We start from the raw sequence: 16,042 nt of genomic DNA, 5'->3' as shown, positions 1-16,042 counted from the left end.
CCGGCGTCCAGCGCCCTCTGACCCCTTGACTTCACAGTTCAAAGAAAGCGACGGCACACAGTGAGCGAGACGAAGCTCCGCGACTACCTCAACAGGGTGACGACCGACCTGCACCGCACCCGGCAGCGCCTTCAGGAGGTGGAGGCGAAGCAGCGTGAGCCCATCGCGATCGTCGCGATGAGCTGCCGCTTCCCCGGCGGGATCAGCTCTCCCGAGGAGCTGTGGAAGATGGTCGCGGACGGTGCCGACGGACTCTCACCGTTCCCGACGGACCGTGGCTGGCACGAGGAGGTGTACAACCCGGACCCCGACAGCCAGGGCACGAGCTACGTGAACGAGGGCGGGTTCCTGCACGACGCCGCGCAGTTCGACCCCGTGTTCTTCGGCATCTCCCCGCGTGAGGCGCTGGCCATGGACCCCCAGCAGCGGCTGCTGCTTGAGGCGTCCTGGGAGGTCCTGGAGCGGGCCGGCATCGACCCGCTGTCCGTCAAGGGCACCACCGGTGGCGTGTTCATGGGCGCCGCCTTCCAGGGGTACGGCGCGGCCGGCCCGATCGAGGCCGAAGAGGTCGAGGGCCACCTGATGACGGGGCAGACGCCCGCCGTCACCTCCGGCCGGGTCTCCTACGTCCTCGGCCTCGAAGGGCCGGCGGTGACGGTGGACACGGCGTGTTCGTCGTCCCTGGTGACGCTGCACCTGGCCGCGCAGGCGCTGCGCCAGGGCGAGTGCGACTTCGCGCTGGCCGGCGGCATCACCGTGATGGCCGGCCCCGGGACGTTCACCGAGTTCAGCCGTCAGCGGGGGCTCGCCTCCGACGGCCGCTGCAAGCCCTTCGCGGCCGCGGCGGACGGCACCAACTGGTCCGAGGGCGTCGGCGTACTGCTCGTGGAACGGCTGTCCGACGCCCGCCGCCTCGGCCACCCCGTGCTGGCGGTGGTGCGCGGCTCCGCGGTGAACCAGGACGGCGCCAGCAACGGCCTGACGGCCCCCAACGGCCCGTCGCAGCGCAGGGTGATCCGGCAGGCGCTCGACAGCGCGGGACTCACCCCGAACGACGTCGACGTGGTGGAGGCGCACGGTACGGGTACGACGCTGGGTGACCCGATCGAGGCGCAGGCGCTGATCGCGTCCTACGGCCAGGACCGGCCGGCGGACCGGCCGCTGTGGCTGGGGTCCATCAAGTCGAACATCGGTCACGCGCAGGCGGCGGCGGGTGTCGCGGGGATCATCAAGATGGTGATGGCGATGCGGCACGGCGTCCTGCCGAAGACGCTGCACGTGGACGAGCCGACCCCGCACGTGGACTGGTCGGCGGGGGCCGTGGAACTGCTGACCGAGGCACGGCCCTGGCCGGAGACGGGCCGGCCCCGCCGGGCGGCGATCTCCTCCTTCGCGATCAGCGGCACCAACGCGCACACCGTCATCGAGCAGGCCCCCGAAACCGAGGAACCGGGGCCGGCCGATCCGCAGGGTGCCCCGGAAACCAAGGCACCCGTAACGGTCGCCACCCCCGTCGTGCCGTGGCTCGTCTCCGGCAAGGGCGAGGCCGCGCTGCGGGCACAGGCCGAGCGGCTGCACGCCCGTCTGACGGCCGAGGACTCCGCCCAGGACGACGAACTCGCGGTGGCGTCGGTGGCGGACATCGGCTACTCCCTGGCCGTGTCCCGCTCGGCGTTCGAGCACCGCGCGGCGGTCATCGGCGACGACCGCGAGAGCCTCCTGCGGGGCCTGCTGGCCGTCGCTCAGGGCGAGGCGACCCCGGGCGTGGTCAGGGGGCAGGCGGCGAAGGGACGCAGGACCGCCTTCGTGTTCCCAGGACAGGGCGCCCAGTGGGTGGGGATGGCGGTGGGGTTGTTGGACTCCTCGCCGGTGTTCGCCCAGGCGGTGGCCGAGTGTGAGGCGGCTTTGTCGGCGTATGTGGACTGGTCGTTGACGGATGTGCTGCGTGGTGCCGAGGGTGCTCCCGGCTATGACCGGGTGGATGTCGTTCAGCCGGTGTTGTTCGCGGTGATGGTGTCGTTGGCGAAGCTGTGGCGTTCGGTGGGTGTGGAGCCGGACGCGGTGATGGGTCACAGTCAGGGTGAGATCGCGGCGGCCTGCGTGGCCGGTGCCCTGTCGCTGGAGGATGCCGCGAAGGTGGTGGCGCTGCGGTCGCAGGCCATCGCCGCCGGTCTGGCGGGCCGTGGTGGCATGGTGTCGGTCGGGCTTCCGGTCGACCAGGTCAAGGAGCGCATCGCCGCATGGGACGGCGCCGTTTCGGTCGCTGCGGTCAACGGTCCCGGCTCGGTTGTCGTCTCCGGTGATCCGGCTGCGCTGGATGAGATGGTGGCCCAGCTTGAGGGCGAGAAGGTGCGGGTTCGCCGGGTGCCGGTGGACTACGCCTCGCACTCCGCCCACGTGGAGTCGATCCGCGAGGAGCTGCTGAAGGCCCTGGTCGACATCGAGCCGCGTTCCTCGCAGGTGCCGTTCTACTCGACGGTCTCCGGTGAAGTGGTGGACACCGTCGGTCTGGACGCCGAGTACTGGTACCGCAACCTGCGCCAGACCGTGGAGCTGGAGGCCACCACCCGCACCCTGCTGAAGGACGGCCTCACGGTGCTCGTCGAGGTGAGCCCGCACCCGGTGCTCACGCTTCCCGTGCAGCAGACGGTGGAGGCCGCCGAGGCGCGGGCGGTGGTCGTGGGCACGCTGCGACGCGACGAGGGCGGGGCCGAGCGGTTCCTGACCTCGGCCGCCGAGCTGCACGCCAGCGGGGTCGTCGTCGACTGGGGGAAGGTCTTCCAGGGGCGTGGCGCCCGCCGGGTGGAGCTGCCGACCTACGCCTTCCAGCGCCAGCGCTACTGGCTCGACGCGACGGCGGCCGTCGGCGACGCGGGCTCGGTGGGCCTCGGATCGGTGTGGCACCCCCTGCTGGGTGCCGTGGTCTCGCTGGCCGGTGGCGGCGGAGTGCTGCTCAGCGGGCGGCTGTCGATCGCCACGCACGCCTGGCTCGCCGACCACTCGGTGGAAGGCGTGGCGCTGGTGCCCGGTACGGCCTTCATGGAGATGGCCGTACAGGCGGGGGACCAGGTGGGGTGCGCCCGGGTCGAGGAACTGGTGATCGAGGCGCCCCTGGTGATGCCCGAGCGCGGCGGGGTGCAGATCCAGGTCGAGGTGGGGGACGTCGACGCCGCGGGCCACCGCGAGGTGAGCGTCTACTCGCGGATCGAGTCCGACGAGGACCGGGCCGACCTCGGGAATCCATGGGTACGGCACGCACGCGGTGTGCTCACCCCGCCCGGCCCGGCGGCCTCCTTCGACTTCGCGAAGTGGCCGCCCTCCGGGGCCAAGCCCGTCGACATCTCCGGCGGGTACGAGCACGCCGCCGAGCACGGGCTGCGCTACGGCCCCGCGTTCCAGGGGCTGCGGCGCGCCTGGCGGCGCGGCGACGCGGTGTTCGCCGACGTGGAACTGCCCGAGGAGCAGCTCGGCACCGCGAAGTACTTCGGTCTGCACCCGGCCCTGTTCGACGCGGCCCTCCACGCGATCGGCGTGAGCAAGGCGATGCGCGGAGGCGACGACGCGCCGAGCGCGGGCACTCTGCTGCCGTTCTCCTGGCGGGGCTTCTCCCTCGAAGCCGTCGGCGCGGGAGCCCTCCGGGTCCGGATGGTCCCGGACGGGCGGAAGGCGGTGTCCCTGGCGATAGCCGACACGTCGGGCCGCCCGGTGGCCTTGGTCGACTCCCTCGTCCTGCGGCCGATCCAGGCCCAGGCGTTGCGGAACGCGGGCCGGAGGGACGGTGACGCGCTGTTCCGCGTGGAGTGGACGGCGGACGCGGTCAAGCCCACCGAGAGCGTGGCGCCGGGCTGGGCGGCGGTGCTGGGCGACGACCTCCTCGGCGTGGGCGCCGCGCTGGAGATGTCGGGCGTCACCGTCGACGTGTACACGGACCCGGTGGCGCTCGGCGACGCCGTGTCCTCGGGCACGCTCATGCCCGGCATGGTGGTGCTGCCGGTGGTCCCGGGCGGCGCGGCCGTGGTGGACGAGGTGCACACGCGGGTCGCCGAGGCGCTGGAGACCGTCCAGTCGTGGCTGGCGGACGAGCGGTTCGCGGCGACCCGGCTGGTGCTGGTGACGCGCGGCGCCGTGGACACCGGTGACGGTGTGACGGATCTGGCGGGCGCGGCCGTATGGGGGCTGGTGCGCTCGGCGCAGTCGGAGAACCCGGGCCGGGTGGTGCTGGTCGACACCGATGACGTCGAGAAGTCGGCGGGGCTTCTCGCGGGTGTGGCGGCCTCCGGTGAGGAGCAGGTGGTGGTGCGCTCCGGTGAGGTCCGCGTGCCGCGCCTGGCCCGGTCGCTGCCCTCGGGCGACGCTCCCGAGTCGGCGACCTTCGGCTCCGGCGCGGTGCTGGTGACCGGCGGCACGGGTGTGCTGGGCGGCCTGGTGGCCCGGCATCTGGTGACCCGGCACGGCGTCGGAAGGCTGGTGCTGCTGTCCCGCCGTGGCGGGGACGCGGACGGCGCGGCCGAGTTGCGGGCCGAACTGGAGGCCGAGGGCGCCGAGGTGATGATCGCGGCGTGTGACGTCTCGGACCGCGCGGCGCTCGCCGCGGTGTTGAAGGGGCTGCCCGAGGAGTTCGCGCTGAGCGCCGTGGTGCACGCGACCGGGGTGCTGGACGACGGGCTGTTCGCGTCCATGACGCGCGAGCGGGTCGAGCCGGTGCTGCGGGCGAAGGTGGACGCCGCGTGGAACCTGCACGAGCTGACCTCGGGCATGGACCTGTCGGCCTTCGTGCTCTTCTCGTCGGCCGCCGGTGTGTTCGGCTCCGCCGGACAGAGCAACTACGCCGCGGCCAACGTGTTCCTGGACGGCCTCGCGTCATGGCGGCGGGCTCAGGGGCTGCCGGGTGTCTCCCTGGCGTGGGGCCTGTGGGAGCAGGCCAGCGGCATGACCGGTCACCTCGGACAGGGCGACCTGCGCCGGGTGTCGCGTTCGGGTCTGGTGCCGCTCTCCTCCAAGGAGGGCTTGGAGCTGTTCGACGAGGGCGTCACCTCCGGCCAGGCCGTGGTGATCCCCACCCGGCTGGACCTGGGCGCGCTGCGCGCCCAGGGCGCCGCGATGCCCGCCGTGTTCCGTGCCATCGTCCCGGAGCCCACGATCCGGCGTACGGCCCGCGCGGTCGAGTCCGAGGCCGGCGACCAGTCCACCCAGTTGCGCCAGCGACTGGCCGGGCTGTCGGAGAGCGAGACCGAGGAGGCGCTGCTCGAACTGGTGCGTACGCTCGCCGCCGCGGTGCTCGGGTACACGTCACCCGACGAGGTCGACACCAGCCACGAGTTCATGGAGATGGGCTTCAACTCCCTCACGGCGGTGGAGTTCCGGAACCAGCTCGCCGCGGTCACCGGCCTCCGGTTGGACACCACGGTGGTCTTCGACCATCCGCGCCCCCTGGAGCTGGTGTCCTACCTGCGGCCCCGGCTCGCGGCCGGGATCGCGTCCGCTCCCGCCGACCGCCAGACCCAGCCGTCATCGGCTGCCCAGGCCGACACGCCAACGCCCGCGATCGCGCCCGTGGCGTCGCAGGCGGACGCGCCCGACACCCTCGGCTCCCTGTTCCGGGCGGCGGCGGCGCAGGGCAAGACCAAGGTCGGCATGGATCTGCTGGTGAACGCCGCGCGGCTGCGTCCCACCTTCGAGGACCCGGCCGACTTCGAGGGGACCCTCAGGCCCGTACGGCTCTCCCGGGGGGCCGAGCGCCCCCGGCTGATGTGCTGCTCCTCCTACATGGCGCTGGGCGGCGTCCACCAGTACGCGCAGCTCGCCGCCCCGTTCCGGGGCAGCCGGGACGTCGCGGCCCTGCCCGCCGTGGGGTTCGTCCAGGGCGAGAGCCTTCCGGCCACCCCGGAGGCGCTGTTCCGCCTCCAGGCGCGGATCGTCTCGGAGTACGCCGACGGCGACCCGGTCGTCCTGGTCGGATCGTCGGCCGGCGGCATGGTCGCCCACTCGGTGGCCGCCGCTCTGGAGAGCCAGGGCACACCGCCCGCGGGAGTCGTCCTGCTGGACACCTACCTTCCGGACAGCGCGAGCATCGGCCAGTTCGAGAACGCCATGCTCGACGAGATGTACGAGCGGGACGCCCTCGTCTCCATGGAAGGCGTCCGGATGTCCGCCATGGGGTGGTACCTGCATCTGTTCGAGGGGTGGAAGCCGCCGGAGAGCGCGGTTCCCAGCCTCCTCGTCCGTGCGGCGGAACCGATGGGCGAGGTGGACGCGGACGCGGCGGGCTGGCAGTCGGACTGGCCGGCCGACTCCGTGGTCGACGTACCCGGAACCCACTTCACGATGATGGAGAAGCAGGCGGGAACCACCGCACAGGCCATCGAGGACTGGGTGGCCAACCTCTAGCGCATCACGCGCCCGCCCGCGCCGACGGCCCGCGGGCGGGCGCCCCACGCCGCGGCCGAGGCCGGCGCGGCCCACAGCTTTGACGCAGGGTTTTACCCAAGGCAGGAGTTAGGTGAGCACCATGTTGAACGGGTCCAGTGACTCGGGAGATTCCATCGCGCAGGCTGGACCGGGCCGCGACGAGAGCCCTGAACAGCCCTCGCTCGGTCCGGACTTCCACGAACTGCCGGACCACGAACAGCGCAGGGTCCTGTTCGACCTGGTACGCGCACACGTCGCCGCGGCGCTGCGGTCCGACTCACCGCGTACGCTCGACGCGGAGAGCTCGTTCCTCGACCTGGGGCTGGACTCGCTCGCGGCGGTCAACCTGCACCGAGGACTGGTCGCCGCCACCGGACTCGCCCTCGAGGTGTCACTCGCCTTCGAGTACCCGACGCCCAGTCAGCTCGTGGACCACCTCCACCGGAAGCTCTTCCCCGTGGCCACGGACGACGCCGCTCCCGCGCGTGCCGTCGTGGGATCGGACGACCCGATCGCGATCGTCGGGATGAGCTGCCGTTTCCCCGGCGGTGTCAACAGCCCCGAGGACCTGTGGAAGGTCGTCTCCGAGGGCGTGGACGCCATCACGCCGTTCCCCACCGACCGTGGCTGGGACCTGGAGGCGCTCTACAGCCCGGACCCGGACCGCCCCGGCACCAGCTACGCGACCGAGGGTGGGTTCATCCACGACGCGGCCGAGTTCGACGCGGAGTTCTTCGGCATATCGCCGCGTGAGGCGCTGGCCATGGACCCGCAGCAGCGGCTGCTCCTCGAGACGAGCTGGGAGGTCTTCGAGCGGGCCGGAATCGACGTGACCACGCTGCGGGGGAGCCGCACCGCGGTCTTCACCGGCGCGGAGCACCACGACTACGGGCCCCACCTCCAGAGCACCAAGAGCGGCCTCGAGGGGTACGCGCTGACCGGCATCGCGGGCAGCGTCGCCTCCGGGCGCATCTCCTACACCTTCGGCTTCGAGGGCCCGGCGTGGACCGTGGACACCGCATGCTCCTCGTCGCTGGTCTCCCTGCACCAGGCGGCGCAGTCGCTGCGCCAGGGCGAGTGCGATCTGGCGCTCGCCACCGGCGTCGCCACCATGCCGACCCCGGGTGACTTCATCCTCTTCAGCCGCCAGCGCGGGCTCTCCTCCAACGGGCGCTGCAAGGCGTTCGGCGCCGAGGCCGACGGCACGTCCTGGGCCGAGGGCGTCGGCGTCCTCCTGGTGGAGCGGCTCTCGGACGCTCGGCGCAACGGCCACGAGGTGCTGGCGATCGTGCGTGGCTCCGCCGTCAACCAGGACGGCGCCAGCAACGGTCTGACGGCCCCCAACGGGCGCTCCCAGCAGCGCGTCATCCGGCAGGCGCTGGCCAACGCCGAGCTGACCGCGGACCAGATCGACGTGATCGAGGCGCACGGCACCGGCACCTCGCTCGGTGACCCCATCGAGGCCCAGGCGCTGATCGCCACCTACGGCGCGAGCCGCCCGGAGGGGCAGCCGGTGTGGCTGGGCTCCCTCAAGTCGAACATCGGCCACACCCAGGCGGCGGCCGGTGTGGGTGCCGTCATCAAGATGGTGATGGCCATGCGCCACGGCGTCCTGCCCAAGACGCTGCACGTGGAGGTGCCGACGCCGCACGTGGACTGGTCGTCGGGCGGCGTGGCGCTGCTCGCCGAGCAGCGCGCCTGGCCGGAGACCGGGCGGCCGTTCCGGGCCGGTATCTCCTCGTTCGGCATGAGCGGCACCAACGCGCACGCCATCATCGAACAGGCCCCGCCGCCGGAGCCGGCCCCCGCCACGGACGCCGCCGCCGACACCGACGCGGACACGGCCTCCCAGCCCGTGTCCTGGCTGGTGTCCGCCAGGAGCGAGGAGGCGCTGCGGGCGCAGGCCGCGCGGCTGCGGGAGCACGTGGTGCGCCACCCCGACGCGCGGCCGGTCGACGTCGGATGGTCGTCCGCCGTGACACGAGCCGCGCTCGAACACCGCGGCGTGGTGGTGGCGCCCGACCGTGAGGGGCTGCTGCGCGGCCTCGCGGCACTCGCCGAGGAGACCGACGCGCCGGGCCTGGTGCGGGGCAGGTCCACGGCGCAGCGGGTGGCGTTCCTGTTCACCGGCCAGGGCGCCCAGCGGCTGGGCATGGGCCGTGAACTCTACGAGACCTACCCGCTCTTCGCCGACGTGTTCGACGAGGCGTGCGACTACCTGGACGTGCGCCTCGGGGCCTCCGTGCTCGACGTGGTCTTCGGCCCCGAGGACGACGCCGCCGCGACCGCTGACGAGCTCAACCAGACGATGTTCACCCAGGCCGGGCTGTTCGCCTTCGAGGTGGCCCTGTTCCGCCTGCTGGAGTCCTGGGGCGTGCGCCCCGACTTCCTGATGGGGCACTCGGTGGGCGAGATCGCTGCGGCCCACGTCGCCGGGGTGCTGTCCCTGGAGGACGCGTGCGCCCTGGTGGCGGCCCGTGGACGGCTGATGCAGGAACTGCCCGAGGGCGGCGCCATGGTGGCCGTCCAGGCGTCGGAGCAGGAGGTGGCCGAGAGCCTGCAGGGCCGCGAGGACCAGGTGTCGCTGGCGGCACTCAACGGCCCCACCTCGGTGGTGCTCTCCGGCGACGAGGACGCGGTGCTCGACGTCGCCGGCCACTGGGAGGCCCAGGGCCGCAAGACCAAGCGGCTGCGGGTCAGCCACGCGTTCCACTCTCCCCGGATGGACGCCATGCTGGCGGAGTTCGGCCAGATCGCCGCCTGCCTGCCGTACTCGACCCCGGACATCCCGGTCATCTCCAACGTCACCGGCGATGTCGCGGGCGCCGAACTGGCCACCTCGGAGTACTGGGTCCGCCATGTGCGGGAAGCGGTCCGCTTCGACGACGGTATGCGCCGCCTCGCCGACCTGGGCGTGACGACGTGCGTGGAGCTGGGCCCCGACGCCGTGCTGACCGCGATGGGCCAGGACTGCCTGGACGCCGTCGGCGCCGACGTGGCCTTCGTGCCCCTGGCCCGCTCCGGGCGCGCCGAGGCGCGGACGCTGGCGGAGGCGGTCGCCACCCTGTACGCGAACGGCGTCGGCGTGGACTGGGACGCGGTGTACTCCGGGCGCGGCGCACGCCGTGTCGCCCTGCCGACCTACGCCTTCCAGCACAAGCGGTACTGGCTTGAGGCGGGCGGCGCCGTGACCGGCGACGCCCGGAGCGTCGGCCTCGGCAGGGTGGACCACCCGCTGCTCGGCGGCCTCACCGAACTGGCCGAGGGCGACCGTACGGTGCTGACCGGACGCCTGTCGTTGCAGACCCACCCGTGGCTCGCCGACCACGCCGTGGCCGGCGGAGTGCTCTTCCCCGGCACCGGATTCGTGGAGCTTGGCCTGCTCGCGGGCGTCGAGACCGGGGCGGGACGGCTCGGCGAACTCACCCTGGAGACCCCGCTCCTCCTGCCGGAGCAGGGCGGCGTCCGCGTCCAGCTCGTGGTCGGCCCCGCCGACGAGTCCGGCGCACGGCCGCTGGGCGTGTACTCGCGCTCCGACAGCGACGAGCCGGGGGAGGAGTGGGTGCGGCACGCCCAGGGCGTCCTGGAGACGGACAGCGGCGCCGCGGTCACCGACAGCCTGCTGCAGTGGCCCGTCCCGGGCGCCGAGCAGGTGCCGATGGAGGGCTTCTACGAGGGCCTGGCCCAGGCCGGCTACGGATACGGACCGGTCTTCCAGGGCCTGGAGGCGGTCTGGCGGCTGGACGGCGACGTCTACGCCGAGGTGGCGCTGCCGGACTCGGCCGCCCAGGAAGCCGGACGGTTCGGCCTGCACCCCGCCCTGCTCGACGCCGCTCTGCACGCCATGGAGATGGGCGACTTCGGCGGCGAGAGCGGACGCGTGACCCTGCCGTTCTCCTTCACCGGGGTGACCCTGCACGCGGTGGGCGCCGGACGGGTGCGGGTGCGGCTGCGCCCCCAGGGCAAGGACACGGTCGCGCTGCTGGTGACCGACGCCACGGGCGCGCTCGTCGCCTCGGTGGAGTCGCTGGTGGTGCGGGAGGTGGCGGCCGAGCGGTTCGCGTCCGGGCCGCGCTCCACCGGCGGCGACGGAACGCTCTTCCGGGCCAACTGGGACGTGCTCGCCGCCGCCCGTGGTGGCGACCGGACCGAGGCCGGTGTGTCCACGGCAGTGGTCGGCGCCGACCGGGCACGGGTGGGCGAACTGCTCGCCGCCTCCGGTGTCGAGCACGCCGAGTACACCGGAGTGGACGCGCTCGTCACCGCCCTCGACGAGGGCGCCGAGATGCCCGACGTGGTCTGGGCCTGGTGCGGCGCGGACCCGGACGGCGACGATCTCGCCGACGCCACCCGGAAGGCCACCCACCGGGCGCTGGCCCTGGTGCAGTCCTGGCTCGCCGAGGACCGGTTCGACGGTGCCCGGCTGGTCGTGGTGACCCGCGACGCGGTCGCCGCGGGACCCGGCGACGGCGTCGCCGGACTGTCCAACGCCGCCGTGTGGGGACTGGTGCGCTCGGCGGCCACGGAGAACCCGGGCCGGTTCCTGCTGGTGGACCTCGACCGCCACGCCGAGTCGGTCACCGCGACCGCCGGTGTGGTGGCGACCGCGCTGGCGGCGGGCGAGCACGAGGTGGCGGTCCGCACCGGCCAGGGGCTGGTCCCCCGGCTCGCCAGGAACGCCTCCGGGCGGGTGCTCGAAGCCCCCGCCGGCACCTCGGCGTGGAAGCTCGGCACCACGGGCGGCGGCACCCTGGACAACCTCTCGCTGCTGCCCGACCCCGCGGCCGAGGCGCCGCTGGCCCCCGGCTACGTCCGGATCGCGGTGCGCGCCGCCGGTCTGAATTTCCGTGACGCGCTGATCGCCATCGGCATGTACCCCGAGGACGACGCCACCATGGGCGGCGAGGGCGCCGGTGTGGTCCTGGAGGTCGGCCCGGGCGTGACCGACCTGGCCCCCGGCGACCGGGTCATGGGCATGATCAACGCCTCGTTCGGGCCCGTCGCGATCGCCGACCGGCGGCAGCTCGTCCGCATGCCGCGCGGCTGGACGTTCGCGCAGGGCGCCTCCGTGCCGGTGGTCTTCCTGACCGCCTACATCGGCCTGGTGGAACTCGGCAAGCTGCGGGCGGGCGAGTCCATCCTGGTGCACACCGCCACCGGCGGTGTGGGCATGGCGGCCGTGCAGCTCGCACGCCACCTCGGCGCCGAGGTGTACGCCACGGCCAGCCCCGGCAAGTGGGACACCCTGCGGGCGATGGGATTCGACGAGGAGCACATTTCCTCCTCCCGTGACCTGGACTTCGAGTCGCGCTTCATGGCGGCGACCGGCGGCCGGGGCATGGACATGGTGCTGGACTCGCTCGCCCGCGAGTTCGTCGACGCCTCCCTGCGGCTGATGCCCAGGGGCGGGCGGTTCCTGGAGATGGGCAAGATCGATGTGCGCGACCCCGAGGTCGTCGCGCAGGACCACCCCGGGGTGGAGTACACGGCATACGACCTGGTCGCGGCCGACTACGACTGGGTCCAGCGGATGCTGGTCGAGCTGGTCGAGCTCTTCGACAGCGGCGCGCTGCACCCCATCCCGGTGACGGCGTGGGACGTGCGGCGGGCCCCGGACGCGGTGCGGTACATCAGCCAGGCCCGGCACATCGGCAAGAACGTGTTCACCATGCCCCGGACCCTCGACCCCGAGGGCACGGTACTGGTGACCGGCGGCACCGGCGGCCTGGGCCGCGAGGTGGCACGCCACCTGGTGGCCGAGCGCGGGGTGCGCAACCTCGTGCTGGTCTCCCGGCGCGGGCCGGACGCGGAGGGCGCCGCCGACCTCGCGGCCGAACTGACCGGGGCGGGCGCGGCGGTGACACTGGCGGCCTGTGACGTGGCCGACCGTGCCTCGCTTGAGCGGGTGCTGTCCGGCATCCCCGCCGACCATCCGCTGACCGCGGTCGTGCACGCGGCGGGCGTACTCGACGACGGTGTCATCGACACCCTGTCGCCGAAGCGGATCGACGCGGTCTTCGAGCCGAAGGTCGACGCGGCGTGGAACCTGCACGAGCTGACCCGGGAGACGGACCTGGCGGAGTTCGTGATGTTCTCCTCTGTCGCCGGTGTGTTCGGCAGCCCGGGACAGGGCAACTACGCCGCCGCCAACTCGTTCCTGGACGCGCTCGCCGCACACCGGCGCGGCCTCGGCCTCCCGGCGGTCTCACTGGCCTGGGGCCCGTGGGAGCAGGCCGGCGGCATGACCGGCACCCTCAGCCAGGCGGACATGGTGCGCATGGCGCGCGAGGGCATGGCGCCCCTGTCCATGGCGGGCGGTCTGCGTCTGCTGGACGCCGGCGCCAGGAGCGAGGACGCCCTGCTCGTGCCGATGCGGCTGGAGACCTCCGCGCTCAGCGGCGGCCAGGCCGACATCCCCACGCTGCTGCGTGGTGTGGTCCGGGCGCGGAGCAAGGCGGCGGCCGGCGGGAAGGCGACCGCTCCCGAATCGGCCAAGGTACGGCTGGCCGGCCTGAGCGGAGCCGAACTCGAGCGGGCGCTGCTCGACCTGGTGCGCGGCAGCGCGGCGATGGTGCTGGGGCACAGCGGCGCCCAGTCCATCGAGCCCGACCGCTCCTTCCAGAACCTCGGCTTCGACTCGCTGGCGGGCGTGGAGTTCCGTAACCGACTGAACTCGGCCACCGGGCTCCGCCTCCCCTCCACGCTGATCTTCGACAACCCCACGCCCGCGGCGCTCGCCGAGTACCTGCGCGGCCGGGTGGCGACGGACGGCGCGGCCGAGCCGGACGTCGACCCGGAAGAGGCCAGGATCCGCGCCCTTCTGACGTCGATCCCGCTGGAGCGGCTGCGCCGCGCGGGTCTGCTCGACACGCTCACCGAACTGGCGAGCGGCAAGGACCAGGTCGAGAAGGACACCGAGGAGAAGGAGACGAACTCCATCGACGCGATGGACGACGACGACCTGATCGACATGATGCTCGGCGACCTCGACAGCTGACGACCCGCGAGTCCCCCCGGAGACCTCCGGGGGGACTCGCGGTACCGGCCCACGGCTCGCGGAGGTCGCCGTCGTGGGGCCCACCCCAGGACTTCAAGAAGAAAGGCTCAGTGAAACCCGATGACCGCAAAGGTCTTTGCGACGGAAGCGGTGCATTCGCTTCCCGAGTTCGAGCAGAGGGCCCTGACCATCGCCGAAGCGCTCCGCGAGCGCGGGGTCGGTGACGGCACCCGGGTCATGCTGAAGGCCGGCAACTCCGCCGGCTTCGTCGGGGTCCTCCTCGCTCTGATGCACACCGGCGCGTCGATCGTCATGGTCGACCACCAGGAACGGCCGGATGCCACCCAGCGCATCTGCGACCTGGCCGGGGTCAAGGTCTGCGTGGTCGACGACGACACGCCGATGCCCGCGAACAGCCCGGCCCGGGTCACCGTCTACGAACTGCTCGCGGCGTCCATGGACTACACCCCCGCCGAGCCTCGGCTGTCCCTCGACACCTGGTGCGAGCTGCCCGACGGCCTGATCATGTGGTCCTCCGGATCCACCGGGGAGCCCAAGGGCGTCGTCAAGACCGGGGCGAAGTTCCTGAAGAACCTGGAGCGCAACGCCCAGCAGGTGGGCCACCGCCCCGATGACGTCCTGCTGCCGCTGCTGCCCTTCTCCCACCAGTACGGGCTGTCCATGGTGCTCATCGCCTGGCTGGTCAAGTGCTCGCTGGTCATCGCGCCCTACCGGCGGCTGGACCGGGCGATGATCATGGCGGGCACCTGCGGGGCCACGGTGGTCGACGCCACCCCGGCCAGCTACCGCAGCATGCTCAACATGATCGGCCGCAAGCCCGCCCTGGCGGACGAGCTGTCCGGTGTCCGGATGTTCTGCAGCGGGGCGGCCCCGCTGGACCCCGGCCTGGTCGCCGACTACGTCAGCCGGTTCGGACTGCCCCTGCTGGACAGCTACGGCAGCACCGAGGCCGGGAACGTGGCCTTCGCGACCGAGGACAACGCGGTCGCCTGCGGGCGGGCCGTCGAGGGCTTGGAGCTGCGGATCGTCGACGACGAGGGCGCCGTCCTGGCCTCCGGCGAGGTCGGGGAGATCCAGGTCCACTCGCCCGACCTGATGGAGGGCTACCTGGCGGAGGACGGCACGGTCACCCCCGTCGACCCCGCCAGGACCGACTGGTACCCCACCGGCGACTTCGGCTATCTGGACGGCGGGGACAACCTCTTCGTCCTCGGCCGGAAGTCCGCGGCGCACCGCAACGGCCACACGCTCTACCCCGACATCATCGAGCACAAGCTGGCCGCGGCCGGCTGCCTGGTCAAGGTCGTCCCGATCCCCGACGAACAGCGCGGCTGTCAGCTCTTCTTCTTCGTGGAGGACGAGCAGCAGCGCGAGCCGAGGCACTGGCGGGAGCCGATCACCTCCGTGCTGCCCGACGTCGAGCACCCCAACCGCATACACGTCCTGGAGCGATTCCCCCTGAACCGCAACGGCAAGCCCGACAAACGACAGCTTGAGCAGCTCGCTCTCGACCTGGCGCCGCGAGCGAAGGCATGACCGAGCAGCAGGCCGCAGAGCCGCAGGCCACAGCGGCACAGACCATGAAGGCGCAGGCCACCGAGCCGCAGGCCGCAGAGGCGCGGACATCCGACCAGGAGACCAGCCGTACGGCGATGGTCTTCCCCGGGATGGGGCCCTTCCGCTTCACCGACGTGGGCGAGTTCCTGCTGACCAACCCCCACGCCCGGCGCCGGCTCGCGATCGCCGACGAGGTGGTGGGGTACTCCGTGTTCGACCGGTACCGCCAGTCGGACGCCGACGAGGAGGAGCAGTACAGCGCGCACACCCAGATCGCCTTCCTGACGGTCTGTCTCGCCCTCGCCGACTGGGCGGAGGAGACGCTGGGAGAGCGGCCCGAGCTGTGTGCCGGACCGAGCTTCGGCCAGCGGGCCGCGGTGACCTACGCGGGGTCCCTGCCGTTCGAGGAGACCGTGCGACTCACCGCCGAGCTGGCGCGCTGCGAGGAGGAGTACTTCCGGCAGGAGCACCGTGACGCGGTCACGCACTGCGTGATCCACACCCCCGAGGAGCGGCTCCAGGAGGCGCTGGCCGAACTGAACGCCGAGGGGGAGTGGCACGACGTCTCCGGCTACATCGACCAGGGCTTCTACCTCGTGTCCCTCCGCGAGCCCGTGCTCGACCGGTTCAAGAAGCGGATCGGCGAGCTGGGCGGATACAACATGTACACCATGTGGCCGCCCGTGCACGCCCCGGCGTTCGGCGCGCTACGTCGCAAGGCGGAGGAGGAGGTTCTGGCCACCTTCGAGGTGGCCGACCCCAAGCTGCCGATCGTCGCCGACCAGAACGGCGAGCTGCTGACCGGCGCGGACGGCGTGCGCGCCATGCTGCTCGACACCTTCGACCACCCGATCCGCTGGCCGGACATGGTGGAGACGATGCGGGAGCACGGCATCACCAGGGTCTGCGTCGCGGGTCCGGACAACCTCTTCGGCCGGGTGAACCGCACGGTGGACAACTTCGAGGTCGTGGCCATCGACGCCCGCAAGGCGATGCGCCCGCGGGTCCGGCAGCGGAGCGCCCGCCGGGTGCGGCGGTGATCGTGGGCGCTGCCCCCGG

4 protein-coding genes are annotated in these 16,042 nt (G+C 72.7%); all 4 read left to right on the top strand.

The features are described from left to right. Positions 1-60 precede the first annotated feature (60 nt). The 4 genes from H7H31_RS05660 (at position 61) to H7H31_RS05645 (ending at position 16,023) form a co-directional block, all read left to right on the top strand. Complete coding sequence (locus H7H31_RS05660) at positions 61-6,387, top strand: type I polyketide synthase (RefSeq protein ID WP_187117804.1); 6,327 nt, start codon at positions 61-63, stop codon at positions 6,385-6,387. 112 nt (positions 6,388-6,499) lie between these two features. Next, the gene (locus H7H31_RS05655; RefSeq protein WP_372456043.1) at positions 6,500-13,405 is read left to right on the top strand and encodes an SDR family NAD(P)-dependent oxidoreductase; all 6,906 of its coding nucleotides are present in this window, start codon (positions 6,500-6,502) and stop codon (positions 13,403-13,405) included. Between the two features lie 120 nt (positions 13,406-13,525). Further along, a complete protein-coding gene (locus tag H7H31_RS05650; protein WP_187117803.1) occupies positions 13,526-14,962 on the top strand; it encodes a class I adenylate-forming enzyme family protein in 1,437 nt (478 codons plus the stop codon). After that, the gene (locus H7H31_RS05645; RefSeq protein ID WP_232109701.1) at positions 14,959-16,023 is read left to right on the top strand and encodes an ACP S-malonyltransferase; all 1,065 of its coding nucleotides are present in this window, start codon (positions 14,959-14,961) and stop codon (positions 16,021-16,023) included. Before H7H31_RS05650 ends, H7H31_RS05645 begins: the two co-directional genes overlap by 4 nt. Positions 16,024-16,042: the final 19 nt, after the last annotated feature.

The sequence above is a fragment of the Streptomyces buecherae genome, assembly GCF_014295035.1.
GTDB classification, from domain to species: domain Bacteria; phylum Actinomycetota; class Actinomycetes; order Streptomycetales; family Streptomycetaceae; genus Streptomyces; species Streptomyces youssoufiensis.
Note: the sequence above shows the minus strand (reverse complement) of the source record. Positions and strands in the feature narration are given on the sequence as shown.

Bases quoted from the DNA above. Each gene is read 5' to 3' on its own strand.
- H7H31_RS05650 (WP_187117803.1), top strand. From the start codon at position 13,526: ATGACCGCAAAGGTCTTTGCGACGGAAGCGGTGCATTCGCTTCCCGAG.
- H7H31_RS05645 (WP_232109701.1), top strand. From the start codon at position 14,959: ATGACCGAGCAGCAGGCCGCAGAGCCGCAGGCCACAGCGGCACAGACC.